Origin of the sequence: Cytobacillus oceanisediminis (genome assembly GCF_004366035.1) — a bacterium.
Taxonomy (GTDB): Bacteria; Bacillota; Bacilli; order Bacillales; family Cytobacillaceae; genus Cytobacillus; species Cytobacillus oceanisediminis_C.
The window spans coordinates 507,121-520,919 of sequence record NZ_SOEE01000001.1; the positions used below are offsets into that span (position 1 = coordinate 507,121).

Genomic DNA, 13,799 nt, shown 5'->3' on the forward strand with positions numbered 1-13,799 from the left:
CTATTCCTAGGAGAAGCTTAATCCCCAAAAACATTTATTTAAGGCACACAGCCTTCTTATAGTGACTTTCGCAAATGAAGGATCTCCATTGCGATTAAAGCCGCTTTAGCATAATCCTTTTGTCGCTCTGCTTCTTTTTCTTCATTTAGTTTTTCCTTTATTTTTAACATCTTTTGATAATTCAACACCTGTTTAAGATAATCTGATAATTCCTGTTCGCTTATTTCATCGTTTATGGACATCATTTCTATATCCACCACAATACGTTTCAGCTTTTCATCTTTAATAAAATTTATAAATGCGCTGGGATCAGGCGTATGGCCTTTTTCGTAGAAACCTAAAAGATAGGTAATAATTGCCTGGTGTTCATCGATGTTAAATGTATTTCCCTGAAGCATATCCTGGACTTTAAATGCTATGTCACTATTCCTGAGCATGTGGGCGATTAGCCTTCTCTCCGCTGTATGGTAGGCGGGTTTAAGACTGTCAGCCCTTTTTGGTGTTTGAAGCCTTTTTTGAGGTTCGAAAGCACCTTTCCCCTTATGTGTGTTCCTTCGCTTCTTCTCCGTATAATAGACCTGTTTTTGCTGCTCTTTCAAGGCTTCCAGAGAAAGTGAGAATTCATTTGCAAGCTGGCGCAGATAATGATCTCTTTCAACCGCTTTATCCAGCTGGCTGATTTCCTTTAATACCTCTTCGATATAAAGGAGACGATCTCCTTCATTTTGAAGCCTTTTGCCCCTGCGGAGATAAAGAAGCTTAAATGCCATAAAGGTTATGCTGGATTCGATTACATCATGACGAAATTTTTCTTCGCCGAACTCATTGATATAATCATCCGGATCATATCCGTCAGGCATGAGCGCCACTCTGATCTGGCAGCCTGCTTCCATTAGCAGGTTTGCTGCCCGGTATGCGGCTTCAATACCCGCATTATCGGAATCATAGCAGATCGTGATTGATTGAACATTTCTTCTTAAAGAAGCAACATGTTCATCAGTTAAAGCAGTTCCCATCGTACCAACGCCATTGCCGACACCCGCACGATCAGCAGCGATTACATCTGCAAACCCTTCAAAAAGAACGGCCCTCTGCAATTTTTTAATCTGTGGTCTTGCCAAATGAAAATTATATAAAGTTTTGCTTTTATTGAAGATTGCAGTTTCAGGGCTATTTAAGTATTTGGGCTCATCGTCCCCAAGTGATCTTCCCGAAAAAGCAATCGTATTTCCGCTGCGGTCAAAAATCGGGAACATGATTCTATCTCTGAAGCGGTCAAAATAGTTCCCATCTTTCTCCCTTTTGATGATCAGTCCTGCTCTTTCCATAACATCTGCCGGGAATTTTCTTTTAGTCAGGAACTTGAAGACAAAATCCCAGGACTTCAATGAATAGCCGATTTGAAATTTTTCAATCGATTCCATTGTAAAGCCTCTATTAAGCAAATATTCAAGTGCATGCTGACCATCTTTTGTGTTTACGAGCAGATGGTGATAAAATTTACGTAGAAGCTCATGAGCTTCCATCATCTGCTGTAAATCTACAGGCATTGATTTTGCTGATGCTGCAGATGCCGCATCAATTTCAAGCTTGACATTTCCTTTTTCAGCGAGTTTCAAGGCTGCTTCCTGAAAGGAATATCCTTCTAATTCCATTAAGAAAGAAAAGGCATTGCCTCCCGCTCCGCATCCAAAGCAATGATAGATTTGCTTTTCGGGCGATACAGAAAAGGAAGGAGTATTTTCGCCATGAAAAGGACAAAGCCCAAAATAGTTGCGTCCTTGCTTGTTTAATTGAATATAGTCGCCAATGACATCAACAATATCTACAGCTTGCCGAATCTCATTTACTTTCTCTTCGGCGATCCGTTCTGCCATATGAACAACTCCATTACTTACTCAGGTATTCGATAAACGTTACTGAATTCCTTCAAGATTCGACAAAATCTTTGTCAATTGCTGCACAAACATGGATCTGTCCTCTTTGCTGTATGGTTTTGGTCCTTTCCCATAAACTCCTCTTCTTCGCGCTTTCGCTGAAAGATGCCTCACTTCAAGCGCGGTCTGAATTTCATTTTCTTCAAATAAAATTCCCCTGGGAGAAAGGACATAAACACCATTGAGCAAAAGAGTTGATGCCAATCCAATATCTTGAGTTACAACTACATCTCCTGATTTCACATAATTCATTATGAATAAATCAGCAGCTTCCTTACTGCTGTCAACGAATTTCCAGACAGCCCCATTCAGGTCATTTTTCATATGGGCATAAGAAGCAACAAACACTGCGTCCATCGTAAAGGAATTGGCTATTTCGACAATTTCTTCTTTAACGGGACAGGAATCAGCATCCACAATAATGTTTGGTTTGCCTGATGTTCTAATAATTCTACATCACTCCGCATAATCCTTCTTTGCATGAATAACTTTTGCATTGTGAGATATGTCGAATTTTTTCTTGGTCGAAAGCTTGACATGCCACAATAAATAGTTTATTCCTTCGCAATGAACTCTAAACCTATTCAGGTACATTTTTATCACAATTTTTTATTATAGTACATTAATCTCTATTTTGCCATTAATTTATCTGGGATGAATATAATTTAATTTACAGGTTTTCCCCTGAAAAAAAGCCATACTTGGAATGGAGGTTTATTCCCGGGTTACAGCGGGTCTCCCGCTCCCTCTTTTACCGCAAGCTAAACAGCATGAATGCCTAGTATAAAAAAGAAAAGGCACATAAAAAATTTATGTGCTAGCTTTTTGGAAAGTTTTTACGGTATTGATTTAAGATCATATTGGCTGTCTCTTCTACTGCCTTATTGGTAACATCTATAACCGGGCATTTAATTTTGGATACGATCTTTTCAAAGTAACCTATTTCTTCTTTAATTCTCTCAATATTAGCATAGCTGGCATTATCGCTTAAACCTAGCGATATTAGACGTTCTCTTCGGATAAAGTTTAATTTCTCAGGACTGATTTTCAGGCCGAAGCACTTATCCGGCGGGACAAGAAACAGCTCTTCTGGAGGATCGACTTCAGGAACAAGGGGAACGTTAGCCACTTTAAGGCGCTTATGTGCAAGATATTGAGAAAGAGGTGTTTTTGATGTCCTTGAAACGCCTATTAACACTATATCCGCTTTTAATATTCCACGAGGGTCTCGGCCATCATCATATTTTACAGCGAACTCGATAGCCTCAATCTTTTTAAAATAATCCTCATCAAGCTTTCTGACCAGTCCAGGTTCAAAAAGGGGTGTAATGCCGCATGCTCTTTGGATTTGATCCATTAAAGGGCCAACGATATCAAAAGCATATATCCCTTCTTCCGCAGACCTCTGGTTAATATACTTCCTCATATCCGGCTTAACCATTGTATAGGCTATCATCCCATTATCCAGCTTTGCCAGCGAAATGACTTCATCAATATGTACTTTTTCTTCAACATATGGAAAGCGCTTAATAGATATATCACTGCCATTAAACTGGCTCGTGGCAGCTTTTGTTACAAGTTCGGCCGTTTCTCCCACAGAGTCCGAAACGACGTAGATAATCGGCAATTTTTCCATTCTTCAACACCATCTCCTTCTTACTTTGCTACTTTTCCCCGGCCAGGGCCAAGAATGCTTTTGTCAGGTTTGTTTTGGTAATTCTGCCGTTTACTTCGAACCCTTTCTCCGTCTTTTTTACAACAGGCAGGGCATCGATTTGCTTTTCAATCAGCTTTTTAGCAACTTCTATGAGCAAATCATCTTTTTCACACATCGTAATATTAGGCATTCTTGTCATAATGATATTAACAGGGATGGAATTAAGCTCCTGCTTGCCAATACTTGCCCTAAGCAAATCCTTCCTTGACAAAACCCCTACAAGCAGCGAATTCTGATCTACTACAAATAGCGTGCCGACATCTTCCAGAAACATAGTCACAATTGCATCATACACCGATACATTTTCATTAACGACTACAGGAATGGATTGATAATCTCTTACATAAAGCTTCTGAAGATTTTCTGTCAACAGCTGTGCCCCGGTTTTCCCTGTATAAAAATAGCCTACACGCGGACGGGCATCCAAATAGCCTGCCATCGTTAATATAGCCAGGTCCGGCCTAAGTGTTGCCCTGGTTAAGTTAAGCTGTTCCGCTATACTCTCACCAGTGATCGGCCCGTTTTCTTTTACGATTTCTATGATCTTTTCCTGCCTTTTATTTAATTCGATTTTCCTCACCACCTAATCTGAACAGGGTATTTTAATGATACTCATTTCTCACAATAATAAGGTTATACTTTTATATAATTATTATATACTATTTGCCATAAATGAAAAGATGTGTTTCCTATATAGTTTTTCTTTACTTCGCCTAATATGTCCAAAATATGAAAGAGCCCGTCAGCAATATAACAGGCTCTTTCCTGACAGCCAAAGCTGCTGTCCTCTCTCTTAAAATTTAATCCTATTCCAGAAAAAAACGCAAAATTTAAGCTCGTTATTTAACAATAATTTCGTTCATGTTTGCAAATTTCTTAATCACATCAGCCAAATTCGCCATCTGGTGCAGCCTATTGCTGCGAATTTCCTGATTTTCATCCATAACCATAGTATGCTCGAAGTATTGATCAATTTCTGGTTTCAGGCTAATTAGCAGGTTAAAGGCAGCTTCTTCTGCAACCTCTTTTCTTAATTCCTCGTTCACTGATAAATATTTGTTGAATAGAGATTTTTCGTAATCATTTTCAAATAAGCTGCTGTCTATATCCCCTTTGACCTCTGCTTTAGAAGCAATGTTGATAACTCGGCTAAGAGCTTCAATACTTTCCTTGAAGCCTGCAGCATCCTTATGGGACTCCAATACTTCAGCTCTTTTTACAAGTGAAGGCACCGAACCGATTTCACTGCCTAAAACGGCTTCAATTAAGTCATAGCGAACTGTCTTCTCCTGCAGCAAATATTTGATTCTTAATTTAAAGAATGAAACTAGTTCCTGCATCAATTCACTCTTTGATTTCTTTCCAATCTTCGAATTAAGAACAGTCTCAGAAGATAATGCAATCAATTCTTCGAGTTTCAAATCCCAATTTTTTGCCAGCAGCGTCTGGATAACACCCGTTGCCTGTCTTCTTAAGGCATATGGATCCTGGGAACCGCTTGGGATAATCCCTATTGCAAAGGAAGACACAATTGTGTCGAGCTTTTCAGCAATGGAAAGCACTGCACCAGCATTACTTGCAGGCGTCTTGTCCTCTGCATTGCGCGGCATATAATGTTCATTGATTGCACGCGCCACAGCTTCTTTTTCACCTTTTTGCAGAGCGTATTTTTCCCCCATAAAGCCTTGCAGCTCTGGAAATTCATAAACCATATGTGAAACAAGGTCGAACTTGCTGATTTCAGCAGCCCGGTCTGTCACTGCCTTTGCCTCATCGCTGAAATGAAGATTTTCACTCAATTTACTTGCCAGCTGGCGAACACGGTCCACCTTTTCAGCAAGAGTTCCAATTTCTTCATGATAAACAATGTTTTTAAGTTTTTCCAGTGATGCCGCGATTTCCGTTTTCTGGTCCTCCCTGTAGAAGAAAGCTGCATCAGAAAGTCTTGCCCGCAATACTTTCTCATTTCCTTTAGCCACTTTCTCCAAATGTTCATGGGATCCATTTCGGACAGTTACAAAGTAAGGAAGCAGCCTGCCCTCTTTGGACTTTACCGGAAAATAACGCTGATGCTCTTTCATGGATGTAATTAAAACCTCTTCCGGAAGCTCCAGGTATTCTTCTTCAAACTGGCCATATAATGCTGTCGGATACTCAACCAGATTGTTTACTTCTTCCAATAAATCTTCATCTACAGGGATCACCCAGTCTTTTTCTTCTTCAATTTTTTCCAATTGTGATAGAATAGCACTTTTTCTTTCCTGCGGATTAGTTATCACATATTGCGCCAGCAGGGCCTTCTCATAATCAGAAGGATTGTTAATTACAATCTCTTCGCCCAGAAACCGGTGGCCCCTTGTAAGGTTAGAAGTATGAACATTTGTAATTGCAAAAGGAATGACTTCATTTCCGAATAATGCCATAAGCCATTTGATCGGCCTGATAAAGCGCAGCTCCTGGTTTGCCCAGCGCATATTTTTCGGGAATGATAGCGAGGTGACAATCTGCTGGAGTTCCGGCAGCAGTGCTGCTGTTTCCTTACCTTTAATAAATTTGCTGACATGGGCATATTCAACCCCATTAATTTCTTTAAAGAATATATCTTCAACAGAAGCTCCCTGGCCCCGGCTGAATCCAACAGCAGCTTTAGACCATTCTCCATTATCGGTTAAGGCAATTTTTTTTGCAGGTCCTTTCGCTTCCTCATTTATGTCCTCCTGGGCGGTATCTACTCCCGTTACAAGAACAGCCAAACGGCGGGGAGAAGAGAAAGCGCTGATCTCGTCAAAAGATATTTTCTTTTCCAAAAGCCATGATTTCACTTTATCTGAAAGCTGATTCATTGAATTAGTGACAAATCTGGCAGGCATTTCTTCAAGTCCAATTTCCAGCAGAAGATCTTTCTTATTCATGAGATCCTTCCTCCTTATCCTTTAAAATTGGGAAGCCGAGTTTTTCTCTCTCTTCATAAAAAGTTTTGGCTACTTTTCTGGCCAGATTTCGGCATCGGGCGATATAGCCGGTTCTTTCTGTTACAGAAATCGCTCCCCTTGCATCAAGCAGATTAAAAGTATGAGAGCATTTTAATACGTAGTCATATGCCGGGTGTACTAGTCCCTCATCCATTTGCCGATGTGCTTCTTTTTCATAAATATTGAACAAATTGAAGAGCATTTCCTGATCTGATGTTTCAAATGTGTATTTTGAATGCTCGAACTCAGGCTGCAGGAAGATATCTCTAACCGTAAACCCGTCAGTCCATTCAAGGTCAAAGACATTTTCCTTGTCCTGAATGTAGGATGCAAGCCTTTCAATTCCGTATGTAATCTCAACCGACACAGGCTTACATTCCAATCCGCCTACCTGCTGGAAATATGTGAACTGCGTTATTTCCATACCATCAAGCCAAACTTCCCATCCTAAGCCTGCACAGCCAAGAGAAGGATTTTCCCAGTTATCTTCTACAAACCGGATATCATGTTCAAGCGGATCAATGCCCAATGCTTTTAATGAATCAAGATACAGCTCCTGAATATTATCCGGCGACGGCTTCATGATCACCTGAAATTGATGATGCTGATAAAGCCGGTTTGGATTCTCACCATAACGTCCATCGGCCGGACGGCGTGAAGGCTCCACATAAGCAACATTCCACGGTTCTGGACCAATCGCTCTTAAAAAAGTGTACGGGCTCATTGTTCCGGCCCCTTTTTCAGTGTCATAAGCCTGCATCAAGATACACCCCTGTTCAGACCAATGTTTTTGAAGTGTTAATATCATGTTTTGAATATTCATAGGACACCTCTTTCTTATTTGTATAAAGTAAAGCTTTATGAACTTAACAGCTGTCTACCCACAGTGCTTCCGTTTTTCTGTGAACATAAAAAACTCCCGTCTCTATGCCCAATGGCATAGGGACGAGAGTTTACCCGCGGTTCCACCCTATTTGCTGCGATTTTGACCGCAGCCTCTTTAGTTGTCGATAGACAATATTGCTCTGGAGCGCCCTTCCTTAACCATCCATGCCCGGCTCCCACTATCCCGGGTTCGCTTTAAATAGAAAAGGTTAAGTACTCTTCTCCTTCACAGCAATTATATTTTATTAATTTGAATCATAGCGGAATGGATTTGAATTGTCAATAATAACAAAAGCCAATGCGCTTCGATTATAAAGGAACGCATTACATTAAATCATTAAACTTAGCCATTTGATTCAGAAACTTCTTTGTCTTCAAGTTTAAGCCTGAATACTCTTCATAATAGGCAGAAATAATCTTTTTCAATTCAGCTTTGGTTTCCGGTTTGACAGAGATATTGCCGAGCCGGGACAAGTCAAAAAAATAAAACAGGCGAAGCAGCTTAATAGTCGCCTGGGACACTTTATAATGATAGGGATCCTTATCAAGGCAGCGGTGACAAATCAGACCGTTTTCCCGGATAGAAAATGCAAAATGCCCGTCAGTGCTTCCGCAGACAGAACATTGATCAAGTACTGGATATAAACCCAGGGCATTCAGCATTTTCATTTCATAAATGTTTGTGAGAATCTCCGGGTCATACCCTTCGTTTATTAAATTTAGCGTTTGATACAGCAATTCGAACAAGAATGGATTGGGCTTCTTATCCTCAATGCTTTTATCAGTCAAATCGACAATATAGCTTGCATATGCCGTCAGAAAAATATCTTCTTTAATGGACCGCATAGATGAAATCATGTCCCCCTGCTGCAGGGTACCCAATCCGCTTCCACGCTGAACTAAGAAATTCCCGTATGTAAAAAGCTGGGTGACAGCAGCAAGTCTGCTGTTCGGCTTTTTCGCTCCTCGTGCCATCACACCAACTTTTCCCCATTCACGGGTATATAAAGTAACAATCTTATTTGTTTCACTATAATTAGTTGTCCTGATGACGATGCCTTCACATTTATCAAGCAACCGTGACACCATCCCTGTCTTTCGACAAACCTATGAGATGGGAAAATCAGCTTCTGCTAGCTCTTCATCATTGCTGCCGGGTATATCCTGAGTTTCCTTTTCTAGCTCCTTGAAGAGAAGATATGTGTCAATATTTCCTGTCTGGGAAAACACTCTCCAGGTAAAATCCATCATCGAAAACCCCACCTTTCAGTTATTTCAACTAGCAATTTCTTTATCCCAATACATTTATCTATATCATAGCCTGTCTTTGTAAAATCATGAGACGAAAATATTGTCAATCACCTGTATGCATATAAATCAGAAATGAATAATAATGTAATTAGGGCTGGGTTTAGTACTCATCTTCACGGAAGCCAAAGTCGCGGAGCTGAGTCATTTTATTGCGCCAGTCTTTTTGAACTTTGACCCATAGCTCCAGAAAAACCTTTGATCCAAGAAGATTCTCAATATCCACCCTTGCTCTTTTTCCGATTTCCTTGAGCATTTTCCCTTGCTTTCCAATCACAATGCCCTTTTGGGAGTCACGCTCCACAATGATTGTAGCCATGACATGAATGACATCCTTATCTTCGCGGCGCTCCATTTTATCAATGGTTACAGCAAGCGAGTGCGGTATTTCTTCTCTTGTTAAATGCAGCGCTTTTTCCCTGATCAGTTCGGAAACGATAAATCTCTCTGGGTGGTCCGTTACTTGATCAGCTGGATAAAACTGCGGCCCTTCCGGAATATATTCTTTAATCTGTCCTAACAGCGTCTCTACATTATTGCCTTCTAAAGCAGAAATGGGGATAATTTCGCTGAACTCGTACTTTTCCTTGTAAGACTCAATAATTTTAAGAAGTTCATCAGGATGTACCTGGTCAATCTTATTGATTACAAGGAAAATCGGTGTACGGACTGATTGAAATTTCTCAAGTATGAATTCTTCACCGCGTCCAAAGCCTTCCTGGGCATTTACCATAAACAGGATGACATCCACTTCTTTAAGTGTATTTTGGGCAACTTTCATCATAAAGTCTCCCAGTTTATGCTTTGGCTTATGGATTCCTGGCGTATCAATAAAAATATATTGTGCGTCATTGGTAGTCAGGACACCCTGAACTTTATTGCGAGTTGTCTGCGGTTTATCACTCATAATAGCAATTTTCTGCCCGATTACGCGATTTAAGAACGTTGACTTTCCTACATTCGGTCTGCCGATTATGGAAATAAACCCTGATTTGTGTCCTTTTGGTGTAGTAGTGTTATTCATGTAAATCCTCCGGTGAAAATGCTCCTGGCAGTAATTCTTCAACTGTTAATTCCTTAATATCCCCTTTTAAGTTGGTTAAAACCACTTTCATTTCAGGCGGACATAATTCGGCTATTACCTGTCTGCATGCACCGCATGGGGGAACTGGACGGGCTGTGTCAGCAACTACAGCTATAGCTGAAAAACTTTTTACGCCATCCGAATACGCTTTAAAAAGCGCAGTCCTTTCAGCACAATTACACATGCTGTATGCAGCATTTTCGATGTTGCAGCCATGAAAGACCTGCCCCTCACTGCTTAATAGTGCCGCTCCTACTTTAAATTTTGAATATGGCACATATGCTCTATCTCTTGCAATCATTGCTTCTTTTATTAGTTGATCGCTGTTCACAATTATTTCTTCCCTTCCTGTAAAGCGAGTTGCTTCCCAAGCCAATAAAACCCAAGGTTTGGACCTCTACTGGGCCTTGTGAAATTAAGCAATGCGCTCAATAGCTTCTTCGGTAAGAAGCAGCCGCTTCTCTTTTATTTTACAACATTTTACTTTGATTTTCATCGTTTGTAGCAAAAACGTAATAAAAAAATTGAATTTTCTAAAAATATCTAGGCTGATTTAATTTTGAACCAGGCCATTGTTATAAAATGAGATTCCACAACATCTCCTCAGCATGCAATATTAACTGCTGTTCTGTCATTTTAGCGGATTCAGTGAGTGTTTTCAAATCCATGCTCTATATTTTTTTCAGCATAATTCAGACTTTGCTGTGTATATAGCAATACCAAAAAGAAAAGCTGCCCATCCGGACAGCTTCACATTACTGCGAAAATATGAGAATTTTAGGAAGAAATATAACTCCGCCTATAATTACACTTACAATTGCATACACCAGTACTGCTCCGGCAGCAATATCCTTTGCTTGCTTTGCAAGGGGATGATACTCTTCTGTAACCAGATCCACAACCCTTTCAATGGCTGTGTTCAGCAGTTCGAGTGAGAGCATGCCCCCGATGGCCAGGAGAATGATCATCCATTCAAGCCTGGAAATGCCAATGAATACCCCAAACATAATAACAGCTATCGACACTGCCAAATGGATCTGCAGATTCCTTTCATCCAATACTGCTGCCCTAATGCCGGAAAAAGCAAACGCAAAGGATTTTAGGACACTGTGTTTTCGGACCTTTCTATCTTGTGAGCCCGAATTCATCTAATATATCCTTTTGGCGGGAAAACATTTTTTTCTCATCTTCTGGATTTTCATGATCATATCCAAGAAGATGAAGGAAGCCATGGACCGCCAAAAAACCAAGCTCCCTTATAAAAGAGTGACCGTACTCCTCCGCCTGCTCCTTCGCCTTTGCAACTGAGATAATGATATCCCCCAGGACTCTCGGCATATCGGCACCAATCAGCTCGATTTCCCCTTCACCCAACTCTTCCATTGCAAAAGAAATAACATCTGTCGGCCGATCTTTATCCCGATACTCCCTGTTAATTTCGCGGATGCGTTCATTGGTCACAAATGTGATGGATACTTCGCTTTCCGGCTCCACAGATTCTTTAGAGGCAGCAAAATTAATTAGCTCTTCAATTTTGGCTATAGCATTTTCCTGAAGCTCATTTGTTTCGTCCAAAAAATCAATATTTAAATTCATGCCTGTTTCACCTTCTGTTTTGTCATTTCAGGATACTCGATACGTGAATGGAAAATCCCGTTTAACGTTTCGCAGAACGAGTGTGAAACGGTTTCCAGCTCTTTTAAGGTTAAATCACATTCATTCAGCTGTCCATCCTGAAGTCTGTCTGCGATTATCTTTTTGACCAGTTCCTCTATTTGTTCTGTTGTAGGATGCGCCATTGAACGGACTGCAGCTTCCACACTATCAGCAATCCCAATTACTGCCGACTCTTTTGATTGCGGTTTTGGTCCCGGATAGCGATAGTCCTCTTCCTTTACTTCCAGTCCATTCTGTTTTGCTTTGTAGTAAAAATATTTCAGCAATGTTGTTCCATGATGCTGTTCGGCAATATCCACTATCTCCTTCGGCATCTTATGTTTCCTCAGCATTTCAGCACCATCGGCAGCATGGGCTATAATAATATTCTTGCTGGTCTGCGGAGGGAGGCGGTCATGCGGATTTTCAATATTAACCTGATTCTCGATAAAAAACTGCGGCCGCTTTGTTTTACCGATATCGTGATAATAGCATCCCACCCTTGCCAGAAGGCCATTCGCCCCAATAGCTTCACACGCTGACTCGGAAAGATTGGCAACCATTACACTATGATGGTAAGTTCCGGGAGACTCGGTCAGTATCTTTCTCAGCAGAGGATGATTAGGATTAGAGAGTTCTATCAGCCTCATAGTAGACAAAATTCCAAAACCTGCCTCGAAATACGGCAGCAGGCCAATTGCCAGCACAGCAGACGAAATGCCTGAAATCAGAGCGATAACAAAGTAAAAGCCATATTCAATCGTATCATAGTGGCCGTTTCTTAAGAAAAGCATTGAAAAGATAACAAGGATGTTTACTGCGGATACAAATAAACCAGCCTGCAAGATTTTGGAGCGGCGATTCTGCTTGCTCAAAAACAATATGGCAGCCAAGCCGCTGCAGAGGATGTAAATGGCTGATGTAAGCTGAAATGTACCCGTGACGCCTTCATTAAAAATTACACTTCCTGCAATAGCCATAATGATCGTATAGTACATGGCAAGCTTTTCATCAATTAGTATTTTGATCAGCATAGCTCCCATGGCTGCAGGGTAAATGTATCCTATTTCTGAATAATCAGCATATTGGAACAGACTGATGACCTTCATCAGCAATATGGATAAGATAAAAATAAGGCTAAACAGCAATAGATAACTTTGCTTTAATTCGCGCTGCACGTTCATTTCATGGAAATAATAATAAAGGGCCGATAAGACAATGACGATTATCAGCGATAGCCCGATAAAAGGCTGAATCGAATTAACGCTGTCAAGGAGTCCGACAAGTTCCAGCTGCCTGTAAATGTCCCGGCTGATCAGCTGATTTTCTTCAACGATTATCTGTCCCTGCAGGATTTTAACCGGCTCGACACTCTCAACAGTCTGCTGCCGTAATTCTTCCGTGGCAGCAGGATCATAAAATTGATTTTGATATATAGCATAACGTCCCAGTTCTATTGCAGCTTTTTTCAAATCTGAATTCAAGCTGGTGAACTTCAGTTCTTCTTCAACCCGCTTTTTTGCGTTCTCCACCTGTTCAGCCGGAATTTCATTATTCATAATTTTATTGATGGCCGTTACCGTAAGGTCTTTTGCAATGCTCAGCTCTCCCTCCTTTGCCTGCAGCAAAGAAAGGAAAACCCCATCTGATACCTCACGTGTTACGTCATCAGTGAGCTTCTCCTTAACCATAGCCAATTTATCTTCAGGACCGGCTCCTGCAGGGTCTGGTGCCTCAACATCTTTATCGGCCTCATTTTGAGCATCTTTCTTTTTCTCTTCAATCTCTTCTTTTACTTCATCGTTCACTTCCGATACGGATCCGAAAATGGAGGTTACCAGGTCAACTCTGTTTTGTGCAATCTCTTTTTTTACAACGTAAATATCCTTAACGTTATTTTCTGCTTCTTTTCTCTTTCTTTCTGTGCTAGCTTTATCCTCTACTGTTATTGGTGACCTTATAGTCTGTTCAGCAACAGAGAACAGACTTAAATCCAGCTTTTCAGGCTTAACATTACTATACATGGAAAAATACATAACAATCCCCAAGAGAATAAATAAGAGAACACGAAAAAAGGTCATATTAAGCAAATTTCTGATTGTTGTCATACTCTGCTGAAGGTTTGGCACATTTACCCCTCCTGTCCTGGGTAAAAAAAATTCCAAAAAACTTTAAAAAGCATTCCAGTATTAATATGTAAAATCATAACAGCTTTGCTGAGAGTTTTCACCAAGAAAAAG

Annotated in this window: 13 protein-coding genes and 1 other annotated feature; all 13 genes read right to left on the minus strand. The window is 40.6% G+C overall.

Annotation, left to right across the window (positions count from 1 at the left end):
* Positions 1 to 56 precede the first annotated feature (56 nt).
* The 13 genes from dnaG to DFO72_RS02755 all read right to left on the minus strand — a co-directional run bounded on the left by dnaG (position 57) and on the right by DFO72_RS02755 (position 13,688).
* Entirely contained in the window at positions 57 to 1,877 is a 1,821-nt protein-coding gene (gene dnaG, locus DFO72_RS02695) for a DNA primase (RefSeq protein WP_113882805.1), read from the minus strand.
* 39 nt (positions 1,878 to 1,916) lie between these two features.
* The gene (locus tag DFO72_RS02700; RefSeq protein ID WP_113882804.1) at positions 1,917 to 2,354 is read right to left on the minus strand and encodes a YaiI/YqxD family protein; all 438 of its coding nucleotides are present in this window, start codon (positions 2,352 to 2,354) and stop codon (positions 1,917 to 1,919) included.
* A 400-nt stretch (positions 2,355 to 2,754) separates the two neighbouring features.
* Entirely contained in the window at positions 2,755 to 3,573 is an 819-nt protein-coding gene (locus DFO72_RS02705; protein ID WP_113882803.1) for a pyruvate, water dikinase regulatory protein, read from the minus strand.
* Between the two features lie 28 nt (positions 3,574 to 3,601).
* Positions 3,602 to 4,237, minus strand: a complete 636-nt coding sequence (locus tag DFO72_RS02710) for a helix-turn-helix transcriptional regulator (protein ID WP_113882802.1) — start codon at positions 4,235 to 4,237, stop codon at positions 3,602 to 3,604.
* 256 nt (positions 4,238 to 4,493) lie between these two features.
* Positions 4,494 to 6,566 carry a glycine--tRNA ligase subunit beta gene (gene glyS, locus DFO72_RS02715; RefSeq protein ID WP_113882801.1) on the minus strand — a complete coding sequence of 691 codons (2,073 nt, stop codon included), beginning with the start codon at positions 6,564 to 6,566 and terminating at the stop codon, positions 4,494 to 4,496.
* On the minus strand, positions 6,559 to 7,449 hold the full coding sequence (gene glyQ, locus DFO72_RS02720) for a glycine--tRNA ligase subunit alpha (RefSeq protein WP_113882800.1): 891 nt from the start codon (positions 7,447 to 7,449) through the stop codon (positions 6,559 to 6,561). Before glyQ ends, glyS begins: the two co-directional genes overlap by 8 nt.
* Before the next feature lie 115 nt (positions 7,450 to 7,564).
* Positions 7,565 to 7,750 (minus strand) — a binding site (T-box leader).
* A gap of 85 nt (positions 7,751 to 7,835) precedes the next feature.
* Entirely contained in the window at positions 7,836 to 8,588 is a 753-nt protein-coding gene (gene recO, locus DFO72_RS02725; RefSeq protein ID WP_009332995.1) for a DNA repair protein RecO, read from the minus strand.
* Positions 8,589 to 8,618: 30 nt separating this feature from the next.
* Positions 8,619 to 8,762, minus strand: a complete 144-nt coding sequence (locus tag DFO72_RS02730; protein ID WP_009332996.1) for a YqzL family protein — start codon at positions 8,760 to 8,762, stop codon at positions 8,619 to 8,621.
* Positions 8,763 to 8,922: 160 nt separating this feature from the next.
* Positions 8,923 to 9,843 (minus strand): GTPase Era, encoded by a 921-nt coding sequence (gene era / locus DFO72_RS02735; protein WP_113882799.1) that lies wholly within the window; start codon positions 9,841 to 9,843, stop codon positions 8,923 to 8,925.
* The gene (locus DFO72_RS02740) at positions 9,836 to 10,234 is read right to left on the minus strand and encodes a cytidine deaminase (protein ID WP_113882866.1); all 399 of its coding nucleotides are present in this window, start codon (positions 10,232 to 10,234) and stop codon (positions 9,836 to 9,838) included. The genes era and DFO72_RS02740 overlap by 8 nt, the downstream gene beginning before the upstream one ends.
* Positions 10,235 to 10,658: 424 nt before the next feature.
* Positions 10,659 to 11,051: a diacylglycerol kinase family protein gene (locus tag DFO72_RS02745; RefSeq protein WP_113882798.1), complete on the minus strand. Its 393-nt coding sequence runs from the start codon at positions 11,049 to 11,051 to the stop codon at positions 10,659 to 10,661.
* Positions 11,029 to 11,499 (minus strand): rRNA maturation RNase YbeY, encoded by a 471-nt coding sequence (ybeY, locus tag DFO72_RS02750; protein WP_113882797.1) that lies wholly within the window; start codon positions 11,497 to 11,499, stop codon positions 11,029 to 11,031. Before ybeY ends, DFO72_RS02745 begins: the two co-directional genes overlap by 23 nt.
* Positions 11,496 to 13,688, minus strand: a complete 2,193-nt coding sequence (locus DFO72_RS02755; protein WP_113882796.1) for an HD family phosphohydrolase — start codon at positions 13,686 to 13,688, stop codon at positions 11,496 to 11,498. The genes ybeY and DFO72_RS02755 overlap by 4 nt, the downstream gene beginning before the upstream one ends.
* Positions 13,689 to 13,799 lie beyond the last annotated feature (111 nt).